Genomic DNA, 24128 nt, shown 5'->3' on the forward strand with positions numbered 1-24128 from the left:
TCAGTTGTTTACTAAAAGAATTCTTTTTCTCCGGTGGTATCGTGGCTGACAACAAAAGAGTATCGGGTTTAGGGGACAGCAATGATGATCCAAATCAATTTAAACCACAGCTGACACCTTTCAGCCTGCGGTTCATGAGGGGGAGGGCGATGAGGTTAAAAGCGGTAACAAAAGTAACATCTGCCAGCCTTTGTGGAATGGCTGGTTTAACGCCCTAAACTATAAGTAAATTAACAGAATAAATAACTCTCGCTTCAACTGGCGTGCGCGGCGTTTTTACCTTACATTAGGCGCGTTTTTCATCTGGGATGGGGAGTGAACCGTGAATCCTGCGCTGTTAGATCTTTCTGGCTATATCAAGTTTTTCGTAGGCCTGTTTGCACTGGTGAATCCCATTGGCATCATTCCGGTGTTTATCAGCATGACGCGTTATCAGGGCGTGGCAGAACGTAATAAAACGAATCTCACCGCAAACCTTGCTGTGGCCATTATTCTCTGGACGTCGCTGTTTTTAGGGGATGCCATTCTGCATGTGTTTGGTATCTCAATTGATTCTTTCCGTATTGCCGGGGGCATTCTGGTTGTCACGATAGCGATGTCGATGATCAGCGGAAAGCTGGGCGAAGATAAACAAAACAAGCAGGAAAAAACAGAAACCGCGATTCGCGAAAGTATTGGCGTTGTTCCGCTGGCTTTACCGCTGATGGCCGGGCCCGGCGCAATCAGCTCAACTATCGTCTGGAGTACGCGCTATCACAGTTGGTTAAATCTGCTGGGATTTACCGTGGCAGTGGCCATTTTTGCCTTCAGCTGTTGGTTACTGTTTCGTGCCGCCCCCATTATGGTCAGAGTACTGGGGCAAACGGGCATCAACGTCATCACCCGTATCATGGGGCTGCTGTTAATGGCGCTGGGCATCGAATTTGTGGTAACGGGCATTAAAGCGATTTTTCCAGGGCTGGTAAGCTGAATACCCACTTATTTTAACAAACATAAAAAGACAGGCACCAAAAGAGTGCAATGCGACACAATATTGCACTCTAAACGGGCAATTATTTGCACCGCTGTATATCCCCTCCGGGTTATCACTTTCCCTAATACTCAGTGCGCGTCCCGATAGTACGCGCCTGGCCTTCCTGTCATCAATCTCACCTTATATTCTGCTTTGACGATGCATGTTGGCATGATTAATGCTGGTAAAGGCCCATTAATGCCTTTTTAAATGGCACATCGGGAAAGAATGACGCTACAACAACGCAGTCAAAATCGGTGAATGTAATATTCTGGTTAGAATAGCATCAAATCTATGAATATTTTTATAATTCAGTAGGTTAATGTATTTTTAGGCTAAAAATTAACACTTCCACTGGGAAAAATCTCATGATAAAAGAGAAACAGATAACATTTTAACTATTTAGTTTTGGCGCCGTCATTCAGCTTCTGCTAATTTTCGGCGCATTGAGCATGTTTTCCCGAAGGTCGAAATAGCAAGATTTTTTTCTTGATGCAGACGGGATTGCAGAATAAAAACGGGCAGGTCAACAAGGTGTGGTAAATGAACGCTCAGCAATATTGGTCTTGTCTGGCACTAGGTGTGATGACTGCTTTACCCGTCTGTGCGGCCAGCGTACCCGCCGGCGTGACCTTATCGCCACAGCAGCAAATTGTCATTAATAATGGCTCCGAAGTGGCCTCGCTTGACCCGCATAAGACGGAAGGTGTGCCGGAATCCAATATTATCCTGAATCTGCTGGACGGGCTGGTTAATACAGATAATAACGGTAAGGTTGTCCCCGGTGTGGCTGAGAGCTGGGAAAATCAGCAAGGAAAAATCTGGACCTTCACGCTGCGCAACGATGCAAAATGGAGCAACGGCGAACCGGTAACGGCTAACGATTTTGTTTACAGCTGGCGACGCCTGGCCGATCCGAAAACTGCATCTCCTTACACCAGTTATCTGCAGGCGGCGCATATTGCCAATGCCGACGAGATTATTGCGGGTAAAGCGGCACAAGACCAACTGGGCGTAAAAGCGATTGACGATCACCATTTACAGGTCACTTTAACAGAGCCCGTTCCCTATCTGATTGCCATGCTGGCGCATACGGCTATGAAACCCGTGTATGCGCCCGCTATCCAGAAATGGGGCGAGTGGTGGACTCAACCCGGGCATTATGTTGGTAATGGTGCTTATACCTTAAGTGACTGGGTCGTCAACGAAAAAATTGTCCTGAAGCGCAATCCGCTTTACTGGAACAACGCGCAAACCGTGATTGAGCAGGGGACGTTTCTGCCGATCAGTTCTGAGAACAGCGACATTAATCGCTATCGCAGCGGTGGCCTGGATATGACCAACAGCGCCATCCCGCCCAATATGTTCGCGAAGCTGCGTAAGGACATCGGCGACGAAGTCAAAGTCAGCCCCTTGTTGTGTACGTTTTATTATGAAATCAACAACAAAAAGCCGCCTTTTACTAATGCGCGCGTGCGCGCGGCTATAAAGATGACGCTGGACCGCGACATTATCGCCAAAAAGATTATGGGACAGGGCCAGATTCCGGCTTACAGTTTTACACCGCCCTATACCAATGGGGCCGCGTTAGCCACACCGGAATGGATGACCTGGTCCCAGTCGCAGCGCAATGAGGCGGCAAAGAAACTGCTGGCGGAAGCGGGTTTTGACAGTAAAAATCCTTTGCGTTTTACGCTGCTCTATAACACCTCCGATCAAAATAAAACCCAGGCGATTGCTGCAGCGTCAATGTGGCAGCGCAACCTCGGGGCGCAGGTCACCTTACAAAATCAGGAATGGAAAACGCTGCTGGAAACGCGTCATCAGGCACAGTATGACGTGGTGCGGGCTACATGGTGCGCGGATTATAACGAGCCCTCTACTTTCCTGAATATGTTCCTGAGTCAGTCGTCGACCAATACCGCGTTTTATCGTAGTGCGGCCTTTGATCGGCTGATGGCAGACACGCTAAGCGTCACAAAGGATGCTGACCGCGCGGCATTGTATCAGCAGGCTGAAACACAACTCGACAAAGACTCGGCAATTGTGCCAGTTTACTACCGCGTCAGCGTGAGGCTGGTTAAACCCTGGGTTGGCGGGTTTACCGGCCACGATCCGCAGGACATGACAGATCTGAAATATTATTTCATTAAACAACACTGATAACGCGCTTATCCGGCGGCACAGCCGGGAAGGGCGTTACCGTGCTGACCACGCTACAGGGTCAATGCTCCCCAGGTGAAAACACCGGGGCCCGAATACGGGGAACACTGAGGTCGCAAACACCCTCGGTGAAAATAAAAAAACTGGAGTTAAGAATGAACAACATCACGAAGAAAACCCTGATTGCTGCCAGCGTCTTTGCAGCGATGAGTGCGCTCACAGCCAACAGCGTTATCGCCGCCACGGTCCCTGCCGGGGTTGAGCTGGCCGCGAAGCAAGAGCTGGTAAAAGGAAACGGTAGCGAGGTTCAGTCGCTGGATCCGCACAAAATTGAGGGCGTACCGGAATCGAACGTCAGCCGTGACCTGTTTGAAGGACTGGTGATCAGCGATACCAACGGCCATCCGATTCCTGGCGTGGCAGAGAGCTGGGATAATAAAGACTTTAAAGTCTGGACCTTCCATCTGCGCAAAAATGCCAAATGGTCAAACGGTGAGCCGGTGACTGCTCAGGATTTCGTTTACAGCTGGCAGCGTCTGGCCGATCCGAAAACCGCGTCTCCTTATGCCAGCTATCTGCAATACGGTCACCTGGCCAACGTTGACGATATTATCGCCGGTAAGAAACCGCCAACAGATTTGGGTGTGAAGGCGCTTGACGATCATACGCTGCAAGTGACCCTGAGCGAGCCGGTTCCGTATTTCTATAAATTACTGATTCACTCCTCAATGTCGCCGGTAAACAAAGCGGTTATTGAGAAATTCGGTGATAAGTGGACCCAGCCTGAAAATATCGTCAGCAACGGTGCCTTTAAGCTGGAATCTCACGTCATTAACGAACGTATTACCGTTGTGCGCAACCCTGATTACTGGGATAACGCGCATACCGTTCTGAACAAAGTCACCTTCCTGCCCATTTCGTCAGAAGTCAGTGATGTTAACCGTTACTTCTCTGATAACGGCAGTGACATGACCTATAACAATCTGCCGATTGAGCTGTTCAAAAAATTACAGCGTGACAACGGTAAAGAGCTGCATGTTGACCCTTATCTGTGCACCTACTATTACGAAATTAATAACCAGAAAGCGCCTTTCACCGATCCGCGCGTACGTGCCGCATTGAAACTGGGTATCGACCGCGACATTATCGTGGATAAAGTGCTGGCGCAGGGCCAGAAGCCAGCCTATAGCTACACGCCACCAGCAACAGATGGTATGGAGCTGGTGAAGCCAGAGTGGTTTACCTGGTCACAGGAAAAACGTAATGCTGAAGCCAAAAAGCTGCTGGCTGAAGCCGGTTACACGGCAGACAAACCGTTAACGTTTACGCTCCTGTACAACACCTCCGATCTGCATAAAAAACTGGCCATTGCCGCCTCGTCGATTTGGGCCAAAAATCTGGGTGTGAAAGTGAAGCTGGAGAACCAGGAGTGGAAAACCTTCCTGGATACGCGTCATCAGGGCAACTTCGACGTTGCACGTGCAGGCTGGTGTGCAGACTATAACGAACCGACGTCGTTCCTGAATACCATGCTGTCTGACAGCAGTAACAACACCGCGCACTACAAGAGCCCGGCCTTCGACAAGCTGATGAAAGATGCCCTGGCCACGACCGATGATAAAGCCCGGTCGGCTGACTATGAAAAAGCTGAGCAGCAGCTGGATAAAGACTCTGCCATCGTGCCATTGTACTACTACGTGAACACCCGTCTGGTGAAACCGTATGTCGGTGGTTATACCGGTAAAGATCCGCTGGATAACGTCGCAGACAGAAACCTGTACATCATTAAGCACTAACAGAACACCAAGAACAGCGGCGGCGCCATGAGCGCCGCCTGTATTTTTTAATGCAATGTGAAGCACCAGCCTGGTAGGTACGGCAATGTTAAAATTCATTTTGCGTCGGTTACTTGAAGCCATCCCGACGCTTTTCGTCCTTATTACTATCTCCTTCTTTATGATGCGACTGGCCCCCGGCAGTCCGTTCACGGGTGAGCGTACGCTGTCGCCAGAGGTGATGGCGAATATCGAGGCGAAATATCACCTCAACGATCCCATTGGCAAGCAATATGTTGATTACCTGATTCAACTGGCCCATGGCGACTTTGGCCCCTCGTTTAAATATAAAGACTATTCGGTAAACTACCTGGTTGGTCATGCCTTTCCGGTGTCGGCCAAACTGGGGCTGGCTGCCTTTATCCTGGCCGTAGTACTGGGCGTGACGGCAGGGGTTATCGCCGCGCTGAAGCAAAACACCTTGTGGGATTACGTCGTCATGGGGGTGGCAATGACCGGCGTGGTCATACCGAGTTTTGTGGTTGCCCCGCTGTTAGTCCTGATTTTCGCCATTACGCTGAAATGGCTGCCGGGTGGCGGCTGGAACGGTGGACAGTGGAACTATATGCTGCTGCCGATGGTGGCGTTATCCCTGGCTTACATTGCCAGTATCGCGCGTATCACTCGTGGCTCGATGATTGAGGTGATGCATTCCAACTTTATCCGTACCGCGCGAGCCAAAGGGTTGCCGTTACGTCGTATCGTTTTACGTCACGCGCTCAAGCCAGCACTGTTGCCGGTTATTTCCTATATGGGACCGGCATTTGTGGGCATTATTACTGGCTCTATGGTGATTGAATCTATTTACGGACTGCCCGGTATCGGTCAGCTGTTTGTCAACGGCGCGCTTAACCGTGACTACTCGCTGGTACTGAGCCTGACGATTCTGGTGGGGCTGTTGACCATTCTGTTTAACGCGATCGTCGATGTGCTCTATGCCGTTATCGACCCGAAAATTCGCTACTGATTCTGGAGTTCGCCATGATGTTAAGTAAGAAAAATAGCGAAGCTCTTGATGCATTCAGTGAAAAACTGGAAGTCGAAGGGCGTAGCCTGTGGCAGGATGCCCGTCGCCGTTTTATTCATAACCGGGCCGCGTTAATCAGCCTGATGGTGCTGATGTTAATCACGCTGTTTGTAATTTTCGCGCCCATGTTGTCACCGTTCTCTTATTTCGATACCGACTGGGGAATGATGTCATCCCCGCCAGATACCACGTCCGGACACTGGTTTGGCACCGACTCATCGGGGCGTGATCTGCTGGTGCGCGTCGCCATTGGCGGTCGTATTTCGTTAATGGTGGGCATTGCCGCCGCGTTGATCGCCGTGGTGGTGGGAACGCTCTACGGTTCCATTGCCGGTTACCTTGGTGGAAAAATCGACTCCGTGATGATGCGTATTCTGGAAATCCTTAACTCCTTCCCGTTTATGTTTTTCGTCATTCTGTTGGTCACCTTCTTTGGCCGTAACATCCTGCTGATTTTTGCTGCTATCGGTATGGTGTCGTGGCTGGACATGGCGCGTATCGTGCGTGGACAAACTCTGAGCCTGAAGCGTAAAGAGTTTATTGAAGCGGCGCATGTCGGCGGCGTTTCGACCTGGAAAATCGTGACGCGCCATATCGTGCCTAACGTACTGGGCGTGGTGGTGGTTTACGCCTCGCTGCTGGTGCCCAGCATGATTCTGTTCGAATCATTCCTGAGCTTTCTCGGCCTGGGCACCCAGGAGCCGCTGAGTAGCTGGGGGGCGCTGTTGAGCGATGGGGCTAACTCCATGGAAGTTTCGCCGTGGCTGTTGCTGTTCCCGGCCATTTTCCTGGTGGTCACGCTGTTCTGTTTTAACTTTATTGGCGATGGCCTGCGTGATGCCCTCGACCCCAAAGATCGTTAAGGAGTTTCCCGATGACTATTCATGAATTTCAGCCTGCTCAGGCTGCACGCGCGGGAAGCGACCTGTTGCTTGAAGTGAAAGACTTACGTGTTACGTTCGGCACCCATGACGGTGATGTCACCGCCGTGAACGATCTCAATTTCTCACTGCGTGCCGGGGAAACCCTGGGCATTGTCGGTGAGTCAGGCTCGGGTAAATCGCAAACCGCGTTTGCGCTGATGGGCCTGCTGGCCAGCAATGGCCGCATTGGCGGCTCTGCGTTGTTCAACGGTAAAGAGATTCTTAATCTGCCGGAAAAACAGTTAAACCGGCTGCGCGCTGAACAAATCGCGATGATTTTTCAGGATCCCATGACATCACTGAATCCGTATATGCGGGTCGGCGAACAGTTAATGGAAGTGCTGAAACTGCACAAAGGCATGAGCAGCGCTCAGGCCTTTGAAGAGTCGGTGAAAATGCTGGACGCGGTAAAAATGCCTGAAGCCCGCAAACGCATGAAGATGTACCCACATGAGTTTTCAGGCGGGATGCGTCAGCGCGTGATGATCGCGATGGCGCTCCTGTGCCGGCCTAAGCTGCTGATTGCGGATGAACCGACGACCGCGCTGGATGTTACGGTGCAGGCGCAGATTATGACGCTGCTGAATGAGCTGAAGCGCGAGTTCAATACGGCGATCATCATGATTACCCACGATCTGGGCGTGGTGGCGGGGATCTGCGATAAAGTGCTGGTGATGTATGCAGGCCGCACCATGGAATACGGTCGCGCGCGCGATGTGTTTTATCAGCCGGCTCACCCCTACTCGATTGGTCTCCTGAATGCGGTGCCAAGACTGGATGCAGAAGGTGAAAGCCTGACCACCATTCCGGGTAATCCACCAAACCTGCTGCGTCTGCCGCAGGGTTGTCCGTTCCAGCCGCGCTGTCCGCATGCCATGGATATCTGTTCCAAAGCACCGCCGCTGTTACCGTTTGCAGAAGGGCGCTTACGCGCCTGCTTTAAGCCGGTGGAGGAACTCGTATGAGCCTGGCAGAAAAAAAAGTCCTACTCGAAATTGCCGATCTGAAAGTTCATTTCGACATCAAGGATGACAAGCAGTGGTTCTGGCAGCCGCCAAAAACGCTGAAGGCCGTGGATGGCGTCAGTCTGCGCCTGTACGAAGGGGAAACGCTGGGTGTGGTGGGCGAGTCCGGCTGCGGTAAATCCACGCTGGCACGTGCGATTATCGGGTTAGTGAAAGCCACGGAAGGCCGTGTCACCTGGCTTGGCCGTAACCTGCTGGGGCAGAGTGAGGAAGAGTGGCGTAAGGCGCGTAGCGATATCCAGATGATATTTCAGGATCCGCTGGCCTCGCTTAACCCGCGCATGACCATCGGCGATATTATCGCCGAGCCCTTACGCACCTATCACCCTGAGCTTTCTCGCCAGGACATCAAAGATCGCGTCAAAACGATGATGATGAAAGTGGGCTTGTTGCCTAACCTGATTAACCGGTATCCGCACGAGTTTTCAGGCGGTCAGTGTCAGCGTATCGGCATTGCGCGTGCATTGATTCTTGAGCCTAAACTGATCATCTGTGATGAACCGGTCTCTGCACTGGATGTGTCCATTCAGGCGCAGGTGGTCAACCTGCTACAGCAACTGCAGCGAGAAATGGGGCTGTCGCTGATCTTTATCGCCCACGACCTGGCGGTGGTGAAGCACATCTCGGATCGCGTACTGGTGATGTATCTGGGGCACGCGGTGGAGCTGGGCACCTACGATGAGGTGTATACCCATCCGCAGCATCCTTATACAAAAGCGCTGATGTCAGCCGTACCGATTCCCGATCCGGATCTGGAAAAAAATAAGCAGATTCAGTTGCTGGAAGGGGAGTTACCGTCGCCGATCAATCCGCCATCCGGGTGCGTTTTCCGCACCCGCTGCCCGATTGCCGGACCGGAATGCGCCAAAACGCGGCCGCTGCTCGAAGGCAGCTTCCGCCATGCGGTGTCCTGCCTGAAGGTGGATCCGCTTTAAACGAAAACGCCGGGCTGTTGCCCGGCGTTTTCGTTACGAGGTGAGGACTATTCACGCCACAAAATGTGGCACAGCTTGTGATCTTTTTCCCGACACAGCAGTACGCGCGCAAACACATCGGTAATAGGTTCGCCGTCTGCTTCGCCCAGACCAATGACCACTTCAGAGAAAAAGTCGGGGTTCAAATCGAAGTCCACGTGCTCCTGCCAGTCTTCACCCGGATCAAACAGTTCTGCGCCGCCACGCTCTTCAAACTGCAGATTGAAAAGAATAATGTCAGCAGGGTCAAGGTTGTCACCTGCCAGTTCAAGAAAAATGTCGTAGGCCTGTTCCAGCGTTTCGTCTTCTGTCAGGCGGTTGTTCAGATCCATTTTCGGTCCCGTTTATCTGAGGGCGGTTCGTAATTTCGCTCGTTTTACAGTAAAGGACTAAAGAAGTAAAACAGTCGTTCGACAATCCGCTTCCACCAGGCACGTTTTGCCCACCGTCTGGCGTCAAGCAGACGCGAACGGGCAATATAGTCGTCCTGGACGCAGGCCAAATCGCTGCCAAATCCGGCATCATCGACGGCGAGTGTGATTTCGAAATTCAGCCATAAGCTGCGCATATCGAGATTTACGGTCCCCACTAAACTCAACTGACCATCGACCAGCACGCTTTTGGTATGCAGCAGGCCATCTTCAAACTGGTAGATCTTAACGCCGGCCTCAAGCAGCTCACTAAAAAACGAGCGGCTGGCCCAGCTTACCAGCAGAGAGTCGTTGTGCCGGGGAACCACCAGACTCACATTGACGCCACGTAGCGCAGCCGTGCAGATGGCATGCAGCAGATCGTCACTGGGCACCAGATAAGGCGTGGTCATGATCAGCTGTTCGCGGGCAGAGTAGACCGCCGTAAGCAACGCCTGATGAATTAAATCCTCGGGAAAACCGGGACCGGAAGCGATCACCTGAACGGTATGACCACTTTCCTGTTCGAACGGCATAATATTGCGGTCGGGCGGTGGGGGCAGAATACGCTTGCCGGTCTCAATTTCCCAGTCACAGCTGTAAACGATCCCCATGGCGGTTGATACCGGCCCTTCCATACGCGCCATCAGATCGACCCACTGACCCACGCCCGCGTCCTGTTTAAAAAAGCGCGGGTCCACCAGATTCATGCTGCCGGTATAGGCAATATAGTTATCAATCAGCACCATTTTGCGATGCTGACGTAAATCCATACGACGCAGAAAGACACGCAGCAGGCTGACCTGTAGCGCCTCAACCACATCAATACCCGCATTACGCATCATCCCGACCCACGGGCTGCGGAAGAAGGCGACGCTGCCTGCGGAATCCAGCATAAGGCGGCAGTGAACGCCGCGACGCGACGCGGCCATCAGGGATTCGGCGACTTCATCCGCCAGTCCCCCCGGATTCCAGATATAAAACACCATCTCAATATTGTGCCGGGCCAGCTGAATATCCCTGATAAGGGCTTTCATTACATCGTCCGAACTGGTCAACAGCTGTAACTGATTCCCTTTCACCCCTGCGATGCCCTGACGGTTGTTGCACAACTGAAATAACGCCTGCGCGACATCGCTGTAATCGGTGGCAAAGATTTCGGTACGCTTTTTAAGATCATTCAGCCAGCGGGCGGTAGAGGGCCACATCGTTCGCGCGCGTTCAGCCCGGCGTTTACCCAGATGCAATTCACCAAACGACAGATAAGCAATAATGCCAACCAGTGGCAGAATAAAAATAATCAGCAGCCATGCCATTGCCGAGGTTACGGCTCGTCGCTTCATCAGAATGCGCAGGGTAATACCTGCAATCAATAACCAGTAACCAAATACCAATAACCAACTGATAAGCGTATAAAACGTCGTCATTAAGTGGACATCCTGTTCGCGCTTGAATCTGAGAAGTTTACGTGGAGATGGTAGGGAGTGAAACCCTTAATCATCGTGGTATGTCAATGCGAGATCCGATTTGGCATTAGCGCAGAGATCTCTATAATGCGTGCGCGTGAGTCAGATGTCAGAGAGGAAGTTATGAGACGAAGCAGAAACGAAGTGGCCCGCTGGAGAATGTTGCGTCAGGTGCAGCGTCGACGTTCGCGCTGGCTGGAAGGGCAGTCACGCCGCTATAAACGCATCCACGGGATTCGCCATCAACTGGCGCAACAGCAACGTCGTTCCATTCTGTTTATCACACAAAATCTCTGATGACGCAGCCGCGCGAAGCGGCTGTTAAATTACTGTCCGGTCATCAATAAGTTGACGTTAACCAACTGGACGGCTGCCGCCAGTACAATCAGCATGACGATCAGGTGCTTTTTGTTTCGCCAGCCGTGCTTTCGCCACAGATACAACGCGCCACCCACAAGCAGGGTGATGACCAGCAGCAGGGCCATGATAATGGCATGCATTCAGACTATCTCTGTAGAAGCGTCAGTGTTGTCGGCGGGCTCAGAAAACCCGCTTAAACGGCTTGACGCTGACGTGTTTGTAAACACCCGCCGCAATATAGGGATCGTCCGCTGCCCAGGCCTGGGCCGTTTCCAGTGACGGGAACTCTGCAATCACCGTGGAGCCGGTGAAACCGGCTACGCCAGGATCGTTACTGTCAACCGCAGGCATGGGGCCTGCAACGATCAAACGGCCTTCTTCATGCAGCAGCTTCAGACGCGCAAGGTGAGCGGGGCGCACCGCGTTGCGTTTTTCCAGAGAATCGGCGTTATCTTCAGCATAAATGACGTAAAGCACTAGGGCGCTCCCATTGACTCTATAAATTTTGCAACACGGTAAGGGATAGTTAAGTAGAGTGCAAACGAAACCTTGCGTCAATAACGTGCTGAGCATAATGGGCTAAAGGGGCTTTTTTCGCCCGGCACTAAGGTGATTATTGAAACTGATTGCTATTTGCATTTAAAATCAGGGCTTCATTTGATAACTGCGATTGTTATGACCACGCTGACTATGCCTTTACCGAAACGCACGCCTGTCGCCATGATGTTGTCCGTTGTGCTCCATGGTGCAGTCATTGCCGGTATTCTCTATGCGTCTTTTCATCAAACCCGAGAACTGCCCAAAGCATCCCAGCCAATCAGTGTGACAATGGTCGCGCCCGAGGTTCAGCCTGAACCCGCAATCACGCAACCGACACCGCAACCGGAACCGGAACCGGAACCCCAGCCAGCCCCCGAGTCTGTGGCCGAGCCGAAACCCGCCCCGGAACCGCCTAAAGCTGAGCCAGTGCCGATTCCCAAACCGGAACCCAAACCTGAGCCAAAACCCAGACCGCGGCACCAGCCCAAACATACACAGCCAAAACGCGAAGTAAAACCGCGTGAGGAAGCGAAGCCCCAGGCCAACCCCTTTAAGCAGGATGCGCCTGCAACACAGACTAAGCCTGCGACAGCGCCGAAAGCGACACCGTCAGCAACACCTGCGCAGACGGCCTCAACCGGCCCAAAAGCGCTGAATATCAGCAAGCCAGCCTATCCGCCACGCGCGGCGGCCCTGCGAGTAGAAGGCCGTGTCAGAGTGAAATTTGATGTGGACAGTGACGGACGGGTCGACAACATTGATATTCTGTCTGCGGAACCGCGCAACATGTTTGAGCGCAGCGTCAAACAGGCCATGCGTTCGTGGCGCTATCAAAGCGGTAAGCCCGGTACCGGTCTGACGATGAATATTGTGTTTAAAATTAACGGCGGGGCCAGCCTTGAATAAGGCTTGTGAGGCGTTTCAGCAATGTGAAGTCGGCTAAGCGGGCCCGGACCCGCCCGGGTCCGGTTCAGATTCAGCCTGTCTGCGATGTCAGGCTGAACCGCACTCAGGCAGGGGCTGACTGATTATCCCGTCCCGCAGGCAGCTGACGGGGATGGCCTTCATTGTCCACCGCAACATAAATAAAGACCGCTTCGGTTGCGCAATAGGTCTGACCAATAGGCTCAGACGACACTTTCTTAATCCATACCTGCACATTGATCGTCATTGAGCTGTTGCCCGTGCGAATGCACTGTGCGTAGCAACTGACAACATCGCCGACCGCGACGGGTTTTAAAAAGGTCATACCATCCACTCTGACGGTGACGACACGGCCCTCGGCGATTTCTTTTGCCAGAATGGCACCGCCCATATCCATTTGCGACATTAACCAGCCACCGAAGATGTCGCCGTTTGCGTTAGTATCCGCAGGCATCGCGAGCGTCCGCATGACCATTTCGCCCTGGGGCAATTTATGTTTTTCGTCCATTGCGTTGTTTTCTTATGTAATGAATGAAAGAAAGTCTGCCCGCACAGACGGGCAGCAGGTTTATTTTTGCTGTTGTTGCGGCATTTTACGCCAGATATAGAGCCCACTCAGTAAGGTAAAGAGCAGCGTCAGGCCGGTCAGCCCAAACACTTTAAAGTTAACCCAGACTGACTGAGGTAACCAAAATGCCACATAGATATTCGCCAGACCACACAATAAAAAGAAGAGGGCCCAGGCAATATTCAGATTGCGCCATACGGTGTTGGGTAACTCCAGCTCTTTTCCCAACATGGTCTGAATTAACGGCTGTTTCATAAACCACTGGCTGAACAGTAACGCCAGCGCAAACAGGCTGTAGATCACCGTGACTTTCCATTTAATAAATTCATCATTATGGAAAACCAGGGTGAGCGTGCCAAACACCGCCACCAGCACAAACGTAAAAATGGTCATTTTTTCAAGCTTGCGATAGAGCACCCAGCTTGCCACCAGCGCCAGACCGGTCGCGACAACCAGGGCTCCTGAGGCGACGAAGATGTCGTACAACTTATAAAAAATAAAGAAAACCACAAGGGGAAGAAAGTCGAGTAACTGCTTCATAGTCATTCCAGTTAAGGCGGTATTCCCGGCCAGTGCGCCCGAAGGCGCACGGACAATCAACGTAACAGCATATAAAGCCGGTACAGGTAAATTACTAACAGGGTTGAAATCAGATTCCCGATAGCGGTGAAAATCACCGTCGACACGTTCATCGGCAGCACCACTAACGAGGTAAAGAAAAACATCACTGCCAGTTTTGCCAGCAGCCACAGAATAATGGCTGGCGCAATCAGTCTGACGTTTTTCCAGGCCATGCGCATGCTGGCGCGCATGGCGGCGATAACGCCCAGTTTTTCATTTGCCAGAATGATTGGCGACAACGAGAGCACGATGGTAAGCAGCACGCCAGGCACCACCAGAACCATAAAACCCAGTTGGGCGACCAGGGTGATCAAAAAGGTCAGCAGCAGCAGTTTCGGTAATAAAGGCGCGGATGTACCAATGGCACGCAGCGCGCTCACGCGCTGGCCAGACGATACCAGCGGAATCAGGCACAGCATACCGCCCAACAGCAGCGTATTGCCGACAAGGCCTGCAAAAGTACCCGCAGCAGACGCACGCAGCAGAACCTGCTGCTGTTCGGGTGACATGCTCTGCACCATTTCAAACAGCGAGGCACTGCTGATATCGCCTTGCTGCAGGATCGCCATTTGATCGTCACCCGGTGTGAAGGCATGTAAAAGCATCACTGTGACAAACGCGGTCAACAGTGACATCAGCACCAGGGTAATCAGTTGATGACGAAAAAAATTTCCTGTGTCACGGTATAACGAGCTTGCCGTGATAGACATGTACACTCCTTGAAAGAACCGGGTTAATTAACCCGTCGATTGTACATGTTCTGGCGGCTCGCTGGCACCCGCAACCGGATAACTTTCTGTCATAACAGGTAAAGATGGGTGAAACAGTGCGGGAAGGCCATAGCGTGCCCGGGCCCGATCGCAGCCTTCATTCCCGATCCCGTTTTCGCCGGACATAGCAAACTCCCGGCAGGGCGAGGGGCGGTTCTCATAAATACTGCACGACACGCAGTGGCCGATTTCCCCTTCAAGCGCAATACAGCGCGGCGAACGATCGTTCGTCCCACGCATATTTCGCATCATCAGACTTAAAGGTTCCGTTAATTCTGTGGGAACGGGGCCGCCCGCATCGTCGGCTTCAGCCCAGTAAAACGAGACGCGGAAGTGGGCACAACAGGCACCACAGCTAATACAGGGGTTTGTAGTTTCACTCATTTGATCGCCCGCCACCTCTAAGGCATCGAACCAAAATCACAGGGGGAGATGAGCAAAGTAATGCCGCTCCATTTTTTCGGCAAGCACTATTTGTGTCCGGGATACGGGCATAAAATTGATCTGAGTCAATCCATTGTTTTTTAAATCATTTTTCCGTCTTGATTTAGATGCATTTATAAAAAAATCGCGCTAAACCTGTGCGCACAAAAAAATGATTCAGTGCAGGCACCTTACTTTCTCACAGGAGTGACTATGAAACTGGCTAAATGCGCCATGCTGCTGGCGCTTGCGTTACCTCAACTGGCACTGGCCCACCAGGCAGGTGATTTTTTTATTCGCGCAGGTAGCGCCACCGTTCGACCTAACGAAGGCTCGGATAACGTACTGGGTATGGGCGGATTCAGTGCCAGTAATGATACCCAACTGGGTTTAACGTTCACCTATATGGCGACAGACAATATTGGCGTCGAGCTACTGGCCGCCACACCGTTCCGCCATAAAGTTGGCCTTGGACCAACGGGCACGCTGGCGACGGTCCGGCAATTGCCGCCCACACTGATGGCACAGTACTACTTCTTTGACAGCCAAAGCAAAGCGCGACCCTATGTCGGCGTCGGCATTAACTACACGACGTTTTACGATGCAAAGTTTAATCAGACCGGTCGTGATGCGGGATTAAGTGATCTCAGTGTGAAAGACTCATGGGGCATTGCCGGTCAGGTAGGGCTGGATTATCAGATTAACCGTGACTGGCTGCTGAATGCATCATTGTGGTACATGGATATTGATACGAACGTGAAATTTAAAGCGGGCGATCAGCAGCAAAATATTCATATGCGTGTTGACCCCTGGGTATTCTTCTTTGGCGCAGGTTATCGCTTCTGAAGAAAAAGGGCCACGCAATGCGTGGCCCTTTTGGGTTTAAAACGGCGTTATTTAATTTGCATGTTATTTACGACGGATCTTACCCCAGCAACGCTTCGGGTCACCTGAACAGCACGGTTAGCCATTTGTGGTGAGCTGACAAAGCCGCTGAGCTGCACTTTACCTTTAAAGGTTTCAACGTTGATTTCGGTTGATTTCAGTGACTCATCTTTTAACAATTCGGCTTTCACTTTGGTGGTAATCACGGTGTCATCAATGTAACCGCCGGTGCCTTCTTTCGTTGGCGTTGGCGCACAGGCGCTGAGTGTTAATGCAACAACAGCCGCGACCATGGCACTTGCCAGCACTTTAAACCATTTCATTGCTTCTCTCCCTGTCACAAATAGGATACGTCGTTAACATAACGGCGCCTGTTAATTGTGGTGCAGAAAATCCGAAATGGGCAAACGGACAGCGAAAAAAAACAGCGAAATCATGCCTTACCGGGCGGTAAGGCATAAGGTGAAGGCTGTTAGCGGGTGGCGGCTTTCATGCGGGAGACAAATTCTTTTAATTCAGTCAGCATCACTTCGGGCTGCGCTAAATTTTTCTCGATAATTTTTACCACGGCAGAACCAGAAATAGCCCCCGCCACGCCGGCATCAATGACTTCTTTTACCTGAGAGGGCTCGGATATACCAAAGCCCTGGAGAGAAGGCGGTGCATGGTACTCACGCATTTTATCGATCAAATGCTTCAAAGGCAGATTAGCACGATTTTCAGCACCGGTGATGCCAGCACGTGAAAGCACGTAGATATATCCACGACCATGTGAAGAAATTTGTCTCAGAAGTTCATCGTCTGCATTTGGCGGACAGAAGAAAATAGGAGCAATATTATGACGCATAGCAGCCTGTCGAAAGGGAGCAGACTCTTCCACAGGGACATCGCCAATTAATACAGAGTCAACGCCCGCTTGTTCACAGCGTTGATAAAATGCGTCGATACCATTATTAAAGACCAGATTTGCATACATCAGCAAGCCAATCGGCAGGTCAGGATATTTTTGGCGAACGCTCGCAATTATCTCAAAGCATTGTGTAGTGGTGGTGCCAGCGGCAAAAGCACGAAGGCCCGCTCCCTGAATTGTCGGTCCGTCAGCAAGAGGGTCCGAGAAGGGGATACCGAGTTCAAGTGCATCGGCGCCACCTTCAACAAGGGCATCAATAATACGTAGCGATAGCTCAGGAGAAGGATCACCCAGCGTTATGTAAGGGACAAACACACCTTCTTTCTTCGCCGCCAGACGCGTAAACAGTCGATCATAACGTTCCATCAAATTTCTCCCTGCGCAGTCAGAATATCGTGAACGGTGAAGATATCTTTATCACCCCGCCCAGAAAGGTTCACCACAATCAGCTGCTCTTTCTCCGGCTCCGCCTTCGCCATTTTTAACGCATGGGCCAGCGCATGGGCGGATTCAAGCGCAGGGATAATGCCTTCCGCACGACACAGCGTTTTAAAGGCTGCCAGCGCTTCATTGTCGGTGACGGAAACATAGTCCGCGCGGCCGATGCTGTTCAGATGGGCGTGCTGAGGGCCGACTGACGGGAAATCGAGGCCGGCAGAAATCGAGTAGGACTCTTCGATTTGCCCTTCGCTGGTCTGCATCATCGGGGCTTTCATCCCGAAGTAGATGCCGACCCGGCCGTGTTTCAGCGGTGCGCCGTGCTCACCGGTTTCGATACCGTGGCCCGCTGGCTCAACGCCAATCAGTTTGACGCTCTCTTCCTCGATGAAATCGGCAAACATGCCAATCGCATTGGAGCCGCCGCCGACGCAGGCGATGACGGCGTCTGGCAGACGTCCTTCTTTTTCCAGAATCTGTTTTTTCGTCTCTTCACCGATCATGCGCTGGAACTCACGCACGATGGTCGGGAAGGGGTGCGGGCCGGCCGCGGTGCCCAGCATATAGTGGGCGGTTTCATAGCTGCCCGACCAGTCACGCAGCGCCTCGTTACAGGCATCTTTCAGGGTGGCGGAACCGCTGTGAACCGGAATCACTTCGGCACCCATCAGGCGCATACGAAAGACGTTAGGTGACTGACGCTCAACATCCTTGGCGCCCATGTAGATGCGGCATTTCATGCCCAGCAGCGCACAGGCCAGGGCTGAAGCCACACCATGCTGACCGGCTCCGGTTTCCGCTATAATCTCGTTTTTGCCCATCCGTTTAGCCAGCAACGCTTGTCCCAGTACCTGGTTCGTTTTGTGCGCGCCGCCGTGCAGCAGATCTTCACGTTTCAGGTATAGGCGGGTTTGAGTGCCTTTGGTCAGGTTACCGCACAGGGTTAAGGCTGTCGGGCGGCCGGCATAGTTTTTCAACAGGTCGGTAAATTCAGCCTGAAACTCAGGGTCTTTTTGGGCGCTGACAAAGGCTTCTTCAAGCTGCTTCAGCGCAGGCATCAGAATTTGTGGCACGTACATGCCGCCAAACTCGCCGAAATAGGGATTAAGTAAAGTCATGGATCTATCCTTTTGTGTGCCCGCCTTCAGGCGGGCCAGTCCAGTCAGTAGGCGCGAAGCGTTCGGAACACCGCCGCAATTTTGCTGGCATCTTTGATGCCTGGCGCGCTTTCTACACCGGAATTAAAATCGAGTCCTGCACAACCCAACTGTGCGGCTTCCACACAGTTATCCGCGCTCAGCCCACCGGCCAGCAGAACATTCTTCAGGTCCTGCCCGTGTAGCAGCGACCAGTCAAAGGTCTGGCCCGAACCGCCCTGACCATTATCGAAAACGTAACGGTCAATATGCGGCCAGTTACGTTCTGGCAACGCGTCGCTGATGCTGAGCGCTTTCCAGATTTGTACCTGTTCAGGCAGTGCCTGATAAAGCGCAGCCACATAAGCGTGGTCTTCATCGCCATGCAACTGCACAGCAGACAGCTGCAATGATTGCACTTTAGTGACAATGTCACTTATTGCCGCATTGCGGAACACACCGACATAGTTAAGCGGGGCACCGGCTATCACGGCACGTGCTTTCTCGGTATCCACCTGACGCGGCGAGCCCTCGGCAAAAATAATTCCGCCGTAAATAGCGCCGGCATCACAGGCCGCGCAGGCATCTTCAGGGCGCGTCAGTCCGCATACCTTGTTGCTGCCCAGGGTGACACGTCGCACCGCAGCATGAAGATCCTCTTCTTCCATCAATGCCGAACCAATCAGGAAGCCATTTGCAAAATGACTCAGTTCACGCACATCGCGGTAATTGTTGATGCCCGATTCGCTGATAACGGTCACACCTTGCCCCAGGCGCGGCGCAAGCTGACGCGTCCGGTTGAGATCAATCGACAGATCGCGCAGGTCGCGGTTATTAATGCCGACCACTTTGGCTTCCAGCGCAATAGCGCGTTCCAGCTCCTGCTCATTGCTGACTTCAGTCAAAACGCCCATCTGCAGGCTGTGTGCGATGGCGGAAAGCTGACGATACTGCTCATCATCCACGACCGACAGCATCAGCAGGATGGCGTCAGCCTGATAAAAACGCGCCAGATAAATTTGATAAGGGTCGATGATAAAGTCTTTACACAGCACCGGCTGCGTAATCGCAGCACTGACGACGGGCAAAAAGGCAAAGTCGCCCTGGAAATATTTTTCGTCGGTTAATACCGAAACGGCAGAAGCATAATGGCGATACACCCCGGCGATCATTTCGGGATCGAAATCATCGCGGATCAGCCCTTTTGAAGGCGAAGCCTTTTTGCATTCCAGAATAAAGGCAGTGCGGGTGCCCTGCAGTGCGTCATAAAAACTACGGCTGGAAGGAACAATGCGCGGCTGGAAGCTCTCCAGCGGTTGCTGCTGCTTACGCGCTTCAACCCAGACGGCTTTGTCTTTCACGATTTTATCTAACACTGTACCCTGCATGATTATCCTCTTGATGCCAGAGCCACCACGCGCTCATAAGCCTGACCGCTACGGATGGCGTTAAGCGCACGCTGTGCATTTTCACGGAGATCTTCATTACCAAACACTTTCAGGAGCATGGCCACATTCATGGCAACCGCCTCCTCATGGGCCTGCTCGCCATTACCCTGGAGTAAACGTGTCAGAATGTCACGGTTTTCTTCGGGCGTGCCGCCTGCTAGCGCGTCTTTAGGATGAAATCCGAAACCAAAATCCTCCGGACTTAACTGATAGCGGGTGATTTCCCCTTCGCGCAGCTCGGCCACCTGTGTCACATCGTGCAGGGCAACCTCATCCATGCCGCCGCCATGTACCACGGCTGCACGCTGGTAGCCTAATACTTTCAGCGTCTGAGCAATCGGCAAGACCAGCTCAGGGCTGTACACGCCAATAACGGCTAACGGTGGGCGCGCAGGGTTGATCAGTGGCCCCAGAACGTTAAACAACGTGCGGGTCTTCAACTGCTGACGCACCGGCATAGCATGGCGAAAGCCCGTGTGGTACTGCGGTGCGAACAGGAAGCAGACATTCAGATCGTCCAGTGCGCGCCGCGCCAGCTCAGCGGGCATATCCAGGTTAATCCCGAAAGCGGCCAGCAGGTCGGATGACCCCGATTTGCTGGATACGCTGCGATTGCCATGTTTTGCCACCTTCAGACCACAGGTAGCGGCGACAAAGGCGCTGGCGGTTGAAATATTAATGCTGTTACTGCCATCCCCGCCGGTGCCCACAATATCGGCGAACGCATAATCCGGACGCGGAAACGGTTTGGCATCTTCAAGTAAGGCACAGGCTGCCCCGGCGATTTCCTCCGGGTTCTCGCCCCGGACTTTCATCGCAACCAACGCCGCCGCCAGTTGGGTAGGTTCAAGCTGGCCGGTAATAATGGCGCTGAACAGCTGGTGGCTTTCTGCCTGCGTCAGACTATGCGACTGGTAAAGTTTTTCCAGAATCGGTTGCATTGCGTTCTCCCTGTTACTTCGCCAGCGCCCAGGCAAGTGTCTGTTCAAGCAGACGTGCGCCCTGAGTGGTTAAAATGGATTCAGGATGGAACTGGAATCCGCAAACCCGATCGTGTTCATGACGGACGGCCATCACCATGCCGTTGTAGCTGGCATTGACCGTTAATTCGTCTGGTGTATTGCTGCCCACCAGTGAGTGGTAACGGGCAACGGGAAGAGGATTACTCAGTCCGGAAAACATCGCCTCGCCGTCATGGATAATGGATGACGCTTTGCCATGCAAAATTTCACCGGCCTGACCGACATGGCCGCCATACGCTTCCACAATCGCCTGATGGCCCAGGCAGATCCCGATAATCGGTAACTTTCCGCGTAGCGCACGCAGCAGTTCGGGCATACAGCCCGCGTCTTTCGGCGCGCCAGGGCCGGGTGACAGCATCAGGACAGGATTGTCCATGCTCTGCAAACGTTCAGTCAGCAAAGCGGCCGGTACGTTGTTGCGGTAAATCACCACGTTGTGCCCAAAGGTGCGCAGTTGATCGACAAGGTTGTAGGTAAATGAGTCGATGTTATCCAGCAGCAGGATGTCAGCCATCAGAAGATCTCCTTGCAGTGATGAGCAGTGGCGATAGCGCGCAGCACCGCGCGGGCTTTATTGCGGCTTTCATCGGCCTCGGCCTGTGGGTTAGAATCGAGCACCACGCCCGCGCCGGCCTGTACAGTGGCCACGCCGTCTTCCACGTAGGCTGAGCGGATCACAATACAGGTATCCAAATCACCGTTGGCGGTGAAATAGCCGACAGCGCCGCCGTAAATACCGCGTCGGGTGCCTTCTGCTTCAGCGATCAGTTGCATGGCGCGAACTTTAGGCGCGCCGCTCAGCGTGCCCATATTCATGCAGGCGCGGTAGGCATGTAGCACATCCAGATCCTCACGCAATGTCCCCACCACGCGGGAGACCAGGTGCATAACAAAGGAATAACGATCAACCTTGGTCAGATCCGCGACGTAGCGGCTTCCGGGACGACAAATGCGCGCCAGGTCATTGCGTGCGAGATCGACCAGCATCAGGTGCTCGGCCAGCTCTTTATGATCGGTGCGCATTTCAAGTTCGATACGGCTGTCCAGATCGCGGTCCAGCGAGCCATCCGCATGTCGACCGCGTGGACGCGTTCCGGCAATCGGGTAAATTTCGATCTGTCGTGAGGCGGCGTCGTACTTGAGCGAGCTTTCCGGCGAGGCGCCAAAGAGCGAAAAATCCTGATCCTGCATAAAGAACATATACGGGCTGGGATTACTGCGTTTTAACGTATCGTAAGCGGCCAGCGGCGACGGGCAGGGCAGTGAGAAGCGACGTGATGGCACGACCTGGAAGATCTCACCAATACGAATAGCATCCTGCATCTTCCTCACCACATTACAGTATTCCTCATCGCTCTGGCTGGTGGTCAGCGTCATCGTTTCGACCGGCTTGACGGGCAACGCAGGTGCAGGTTGCAGCATTTGTCCGTGTAACTGCTCAATACGGCTTTGCAGACGCTGGAATTCGTGGGTGGACGGACAGAACAGGCTGGCCTGCAGGCGGGCACTGTGTGCCTGGTGATCGAGCACCAGCAGGGTTTCCGCCAGATAGAAACAGTAGTCAGGGCAGCGCTGCTCACTGCTGAGCGTCGGCAGGTCCTCAAAACCCGCGACCAGATCATAGGCAAACAGGCCGCCAACGAACACGGCTTCGCGCTCATTGGCGGGCGAGTTCACTAACTGCGGAATCACACGCAGGGCATCAAACACCGACAGGGCGCGTAAGCGAGAGTCTTCATCTTGCTGATCGTGGGTCGTCGTAAATGTTAACACCCGGCCATCAGGGCGCGATTCATTTTTGATTTCGGCGGGAAGCGCCTCGTCCAGCAGCGGCAGCAGCGCCCGACCATTATCAGACAGGGCCTGCACAGTGACGCAGTTACCCAGCGCGCTGATACGCAGGGCACTGTCGATGATCATCAGACTTTTTAAATTTTCCTTGCTGTCGATATCCGCAGATTCAAGCAGCAGCGTTGACGGGCGCGCGCCGCATAACTGATGAAAAACCGCGGCGGGATCTTCCCGATAAGGGGCGTTACCGGTAATTAACTTCACTGTAGGTTTTGCATTGAGCATGATGATTTCTCTGAATGTCGTCCAAAAAAAAGCCCGCTTGTTGGCGGGCTCAGGTATCTGCACAGGTTTACGCTAAGTGTGCACGACAACGCCGCCCGACCGGGAAACATTGCGCCACCAACCAGTGAAAAGCGTAATAACCATTTTCATAAACACATACCCGTCTGCGGTGAACTTGTGTACTAGTTAACTGGTTCGTGACAAAAATGTCAATACACTTTTTCAGTGACCCATAAAATCGTTATCATGCTGACCTGTTCCATCGCCAGCAGGAGTTGTTTTGAGCGATATCGCCCGTTTTCCGCTTTACGATCTACATAGTCATACACGGGCTTCCGATGGATTGCTATCCCCGCAGGCGCTGGTCGAGCGTGCGGTTGAAATGCGCGTAGGTGTGCTGGCCATTACCGATCACGATACCGTGGCGGGCGTCGCCGAGGCACAGCAGGCCGCATTACGTGCTTCGTTGCCAGTCAATGTCATAGCCGGCGTCGAGATTTCCACGCTGTGGGAAAATCATGAGATCCATATTGTTGGATTAAATATCGATATTCATCATCCCGTGATGACGCAGTTCCTTGCTGGTCAGTATACGACGCGACTGGAACGCGCCCAACGCATTGCTGAGCGGCTTGAAAAAGCCCAGATTCCCGATGCACTGGCGGGCGCCCTGCGTTTAGCCGAAGGGGGAATGATCACGCGGGGACATTTTGCCCGCTATCTGGTTGAGGTTGGCAAAGCGAGCACTATGGCGCAGGTATTCAAAAATTATCTGGCCCGAGGCAAAACCGGCTACGTGCCGCCGCAATGGTGTACAATTAATCAAGCCATTGATGCCATTCACCATTCTGGTGGCTGTGCGGTGCTGGCTCATCCGGGACGCTACGGATTGTCGGCAAAATGGCTGAAACGCCTGATCGCGTATTTTCGCGCTGCGGGGGGTGATGCTATCGAGGTGGCACAATGTCAGCAGGCACCCGATGAGCGTACCACGTTAGCCGGGTACGCCCGGGATAACGATCTGGCCGCATCGCAAGGTTCTGATTTTCATCAACCCTGCCCGTGGATTGAGTTAGGCCGCAAACTGTGGTTACCCGCAGCCGTAGAACCCGTCTGGGAACGCTTTCCCGTACTGGCTCCGGCTGCTGAATGCACGGAAAGGTGACAAGAGG

The 24128-nt window shown here is 52.9% G+C and carries 24 protein-coding genes, 1 pseudogene and 1 other annotated feature; of the genes and pseudogenes, 11 read left to right on the forward strand and 14 right to left on the reverse strand.

Going from position 1 to position 24128, the window contains the following annotated elements:
- Positions 1-322 precede the first annotated feature (322 nt).
- The 7 genes from GC090_RS09395 (at position 323) to oppF (ending at position 8920) form a co-directional block, all read left to right on the forward strand.
- Complete coding sequence (locus tag GC090_RS09395; protein ID WP_006119393.1) at positions 323-970, forward strand: YchE family NAAT transporter; 648 nt, start codon at positions 323-325, stop codon at positions 968-970.
- A 585-nt stretch (positions 971-1555) separates the two neighbouring features.
- Positions 1556-3175, forward strand: coding sequence for an ABC transporter substrate-binding protein (locus GC090_RS09400; RefSeq protein WP_324021440.1), 1620 nt, complete (start codon positions 1556-1558; stop codon positions 3173-3175).
- Positions 3176-3330: 155 nt separating this feature from the next.
- Positions 3331-4971 carry an oligopeptide ABC transporter substrate-binding protein OppA gene (gene oppA / locus GC090_RS09405; RefSeq protein ID WP_039343014.1) on the forward strand — a complete coding sequence of 547 codons (1641 nt, stop codon included), beginning with the start codon at positions 3331-3333 and terminating at the stop codon, positions 4969-4971.
- 85 nt (positions 4972-5056) lie between these two features.
- On the forward strand, positions 5057-5977 hold the full coding sequence (gene oppB, locus GC090_RS09410) for an oligopeptide ABC transporter permease OppB (protein WP_006119378.1): 921 nt from the start codon (positions 5057-5059) through the stop codon (positions 5975-5977).
- A gap of 14 nt (positions 5978-5991) precedes the next feature.
- Positions 5992-6900 carry an oligopeptide ABC transporter permease OppC gene (gene oppC, locus GC090_RS09415; protein WP_006119376.1) on the forward strand — a complete coding sequence of 303 codons (909 nt, stop codon included), beginning with the start codon at positions 5992-5994 and terminating at the stop codon, positions 6898-6900.
- Positions 6901-6911: 11 nt separating this feature from the next.
- Complete coding sequence (locus GC090_RS09420) at positions 6912-7925, forward strand: ABC transporter ATP-binding protein (RefSeq protein WP_006119374.1); 1014 nt, start codon at positions 6912-6914, stop codon at positions 7923-7925.
- A complete protein-coding gene (gene oppF / locus GC090_RS09425; RefSeq protein ID WP_039343011.1) occupies positions 7922-8920 on the forward strand; it encodes a murein tripeptide/oligopeptide ABC transporter ATP binding protein OppF in 999 nt (332 codons plus the stop codon). The genes GC090_RS09420 and oppF overlap by 4 nt, the downstream gene beginning before the upstream one ends.
- A gap of 47 nt (positions 8921-8967) precedes the next feature.
- Here oppF and GC090_RS09430 read toward each other — a convergent pair whose 3' ends face one another.
- A complete protein-coding gene (locus GC090_RS09430; RefSeq protein ID WP_006119371.1) occupies positions 8968-9291 on the reverse strand; it encodes an HI1450 family dsDNA-mimic protein in 324 nt (107 codons plus the stop codon).
- Between the two features lie 44 nt (positions 9292-9335).
- The gene (gene cls / locus GC090_RS09435) at positions 9336-10796 is read right to left on the reverse strand and encodes a cardiolipin synthase (protein ID WP_033741857.1); all 1461 of its coding nucleotides are present in this window, start codon (positions 10794-10796) and stop codon (positions 9336-9338) included.
- 162 nt (positions 10797-10958) lie between these two features.
- Between cls and GC090_RS09440 the strand changes: the two genes are divergently transcribed.
- Positions 10959-11132 carry a YciY family protein gene (locus GC090_RS09440; protein WP_006119368.1) on the forward strand — a complete coding sequence of 58 codons (174 nt, stop codon included), beginning with the start codon at positions 10959-10961 and terminating at the stop codon, positions 11130-11132.
- Between the two features lie 29 nt (positions 11133-11161).
- On the opposite strand, the gene GC090_RS09445 is transcribed toward GC090_RS09440, so the two are convergent.
- Both GC090_RS09445 and GC090_RS09450 read right to left on the reverse strand, forming a co-directional pair.
- Positions 11162-11335 carry a hypothetical protein gene (locus tag GC090_RS09445; protein WP_006119367.1) on the reverse strand — a complete coding sequence of 58 codons (174 nt, stop codon included), beginning with the start codon at positions 11333-11335 and terminating at the stop codon, positions 11162-11164.
- Positions 11336-11375: 40 nt separating this feature from the next.
- Positions 11376-11672: a YciI family protein gene (locus GC090_RS09450; protein WP_006119366.1), complete on the reverse strand. Its 297-nt coding sequence runs from the start codon at positions 11670-11672 to the stop codon at positions 11376-11378.
- Between the two features lie 198 nt (positions 11673-11870).
- Between GC090_RS09450 and tonB the strand changes: the two genes are divergently transcribed.
- The gene (gene tonB / locus GC090_RS09455) at positions 11871-12641 is read left to right on the forward strand and encodes a TonB system transport protein TonB (RefSeq protein ID WP_324021443.1); all 771 of its coding nucleotides are present in this window, start codon (positions 11871-11873) and stop codon (positions 12639-12641) included.
- 103 nt (positions 12642-12744) lie between these two features.
- Here the strand turns inward: tonB and yciA are convergent, their stop codons facing one another.
- From yciA to GC090_RS09475, 4 genes are read right to left on the reverse strand one after another with little or no spacing between them, the layout of a single operon-like run.
- Positions 12745-13167, reverse strand: a complete 423-nt coding sequence (gene yciA, locus GC090_RS09460; RefSeq protein ID WP_033741850.1) for an acyl-CoA thioester hydrolase YciA — start codon at positions 13165-13167, stop codon at positions 12745-12747.
- A 60-nt stretch (positions 13168-13227) separates the two neighbouring features.
- The gene (locus GC090_RS09465) at positions 13228-13767 is read right to left on the reverse strand and encodes a septation protein A (protein WP_006119363.1); all 540 of its coding nucleotides are present in this window, start codon (positions 13765-13767) and stop codon (positions 13228-13230) included.
- 56 nt (positions 13768-13823) lie between these two features.
- Complete coding sequence (locus GC090_RS09470; RefSeq protein WP_039342998.1) at positions 13824-14558, reverse strand: YciC family protein; 735 nt, start codon at positions 14556-14558, stop codon at positions 13824-13826.
- 27 nt (positions 14559-14585) lie between these two features.
- Positions 14586-15002 (reverse strand): YkgJ family cysteine cluster protein, encoded by a 417-nt coding sequence (locus GC090_RS09475; protein WP_033741845.1) that lies wholly within the window; start codon positions 15000-15002, stop codon positions 14586-14588.
- 252 nt (positions 15003-15254) lie between these two features.
- Between GC090_RS09475 and ompW the strand changes: the two genes are divergently transcribed.
- A complete protein-coding gene (ompW, locus tag GC090_RS09480; RefSeq protein WP_205953220.1) occupies positions 15255-15887 on the forward strand; it encodes an outer membrane protein OmpW in 633 nt (210 codons plus the stop codon).
- A gap of 47 nt (positions 15888-15934) precedes the next feature.
- Here the strand turns inward: ompW and GC090_RS09485 are convergent, their stop codons facing one another.
- The 6 genes and pseudogenes from GC090_RS09485 to GC090_RS09510 form a co-directional block, all read right to left on the reverse strand.
- Positions 15935-16249: a BON domain-containing protein gene (locus tag GC090_RS09485; protein ID WP_006119359.1), complete on the reverse strand. Its 315-nt coding sequence runs from the start codon at positions 16247-16249 to the stop codon at positions 15935-15937.
- 149 nt (positions 16250-16398) lie between these two features.
- Complete coding sequence (gene trpA, locus GC090_RS09490) at positions 16399-17202, reverse strand: tryptophan synthase subunit alpha (protein WP_054633692.1); 804 nt, start codon at positions 17200-17202, stop codon at positions 16399-16401.
- Positions 17202-18392: a tryptophan synthase subunit beta gene (trpB, locus tag GC090_RS09495; RefSeq protein ID WP_033741842.1), complete on the reverse strand. Its 1191-nt coding sequence runs from the start codon at positions 18390-18392 to the stop codon at positions 17202-17204. The genes trpA and trpB overlap by 1 nt, the downstream gene beginning before the upstream one ends.
- Before the next feature lie 44 nt (positions 18393-18436).
- Positions 18437-19798 (reverse strand): bifunctional indole-3-glycerol-phosphate synthase TrpC/phosphoribosylanthranilate isomerase TrpF, encoded by a 1362-nt coding sequence (gene trpCF / locus GC090_RS09500; protein ID WP_058701822.1) that lies wholly within the window; start codon positions 19796-19798, stop codon positions 18437-18439.
- 2 nt (positions 19799-19800) lie between these two features.
- Positions 19801-21394, reverse strand: a pseudogene (gene trpD / locus GC090_RS09505) (bifunctional anthranilate synthase glutamate amidotransferase component TrpG/anthranilate phosphoribosyltransferase TrpD).
- Positions 21394-22956, reverse strand: a complete 1563-nt coding sequence (locus GC090_RS09510; RefSeq protein ID WP_058701825.1) for an anthranilate synthase component 1 — start codon at positions 22954-22956, stop codon at positions 21394-21396. Before GC090_RS09510 ends, trpD begins: the two are co-directional and overlap by 1 nt.
- A gap of 23 nt (positions 22957-22979) precedes the next feature.
- Positions 22980-23082: a sequence feature (Trp leader region), on the reverse strand.
- A 154-nt stretch (positions 23083-23236) separates the two neighbouring features.
- Between GC090_RS09510 and rnm the strand changes: the two genes are divergently transcribed.
- Entirely contained in the window at positions 23237-24121 is an 885-nt protein-coding gene (gene rnm / locus GC090_RS09515) for an RNase RNM (protein ID WP_324021450.1), read from the forward strand.
- Positions 24122-24128: the final 7 nt, after the last annotated feature.

The organism is Pantoea sp. JZ29 (genome assembly GCF_035190385.1).
In the GTDB taxonomy this organism is placed as follows: Bacteria; Pseudomonadota; Gammaproteobacteria; order Enterobacterales; family Enterobacteriaceae; genus Pantoea; species Pantoea stewartii.

Coding starts and splice junctions, on each gene's coding strand:
- GC090_RS09400 (WP_324021440.1), top strand. CDS start 1,556: ATGAACGCTCAGCAATATTGGTCTTGTCTGGCACTAGGTGTGATGACT.
- oppA (WP_039343014.1), top strand. CDS start 3,331: ATGAACAACATCACGAAGAAAACCCTGATTGCTGCCAGCGTCTTTGCA.
- oppB (WP_006119378.1), top strand. CDS start 5,057: ATGTTAAAATTCATTTTGCGTCGGTTACTTGAAGCCATCCCGACGCTT.
- oppC (WP_006119376.1), top strand. CDS start 5,992: ATGATGTTAAGTAAGAAAAATAGCGAAGCTCTTGATGCATTCAGTGAA.
- GC090_RS09420 (WP_006119374.1), top strand. CDS start 6,912: ATGACTATTCATGAATTTCAGCCTGCTCAGGCTGCACGCGCGGGAAGC.
- oppF (WP_039343011.1), top strand. CDS start 7,922: ATGAGCCTGGCAGAAAAAAAAGTCCTACTCGAAATTGCCGATCTGAAA.
- GC090_RS09430 (WP_006119371.1), bottom strand. CDS start 9,291: ATGGATCTGAACAACCGCCTGACAGAAGACGAAACGCTGGAACAGGCC.
- cls (WP_033741857.1), bottom strand. CDS start 10,796: ATGACGACGTTTTATACGCTTATCAGTTGGTTATTGGTATTTGGTTAC.
- GC090_RS09440 (WP_006119368.1), top strand. CDS start 10,959: ATGAGACGAAGCAGAAACGAAGTGGCCCGCTGGAGAATGTTGCGTCAG.
- GC090_RS09445 (WP_006119367.1), bottom strand. CDS start 11,335: ATGCATGCCATTATCATGGCCCTGCTGCTGGTCATCACCCTGCTTGTG.
- tonB (WP_324021443.1), top strand. CDS start 11,871: ATGACCACGCTGACTATGCCTTTACCGAAACGCACGCCTGTCGCCATG.
- yciA (WP_033741850.1), bottom strand. CDS start 13,167: ATGGACGAAAAACATAAATTGCCCCAGGGCGAAATGGTCATGCGGACG.
- GC090_RS09465 (WP_006119363.1), bottom strand. CDS start 13,767: ATGAAGCAGTTACTCGACTTTCTTCCCCTTGTGGTTTTCTTTATTTTT.
- GC090_RS09470 (WP_039342998.1), bottom strand. CDS start 14,558: ATGTCTATCACGGCAAGCTCGTTATACCGTGACACAGGAAATTTTTTT.
- GC090_RS09475 (WP_033741845.1), bottom strand. CDS start 15,002: ATGAGTGAAACTACAAACCCCTGTATTAGCTGTGGTGCCTGTTGTGCC.
- ompW (WP_205953220.1), top strand. CDS start 15,255: ATGAAACTGGCTAAATGCGCCATGCTGCTGGCGCTTGCGTTACCTCAA.
- GC090_RS09485 (WP_006119359.1), bottom strand. CDS start 16,249: ATGAAATGGTTTAAAGTGCTGGCAAGTGCCATGGTCGCGGCTGTTGTT.
- trpA (WP_054633692.1), bottom strand. CDS start 17,202: ATGGAACGTTATGATCGACTGTTTACGCGTCTGGCGGCGAAGAAAGAA.
- trpB (WP_033741842.1), bottom strand. CDS start 18,392: ATGACTTTACTTAATCCCTATTTCGGCGAGTTTGGCGGCATGTACGTG.
- trpCF (WP_058701822.1), bottom strand. CDS start 19,798: ATGCAGGGTACAGTGTTAGATAAAATCGTGAAAGACAAAGCCGTCTGG.
- GC090_RS09510 (WP_058701825.1), bottom strand. CDS start 22,956: ATGCTCAATGCAAAACCTACAGTGAAGTTAATTACCGGTAACGCCCCT.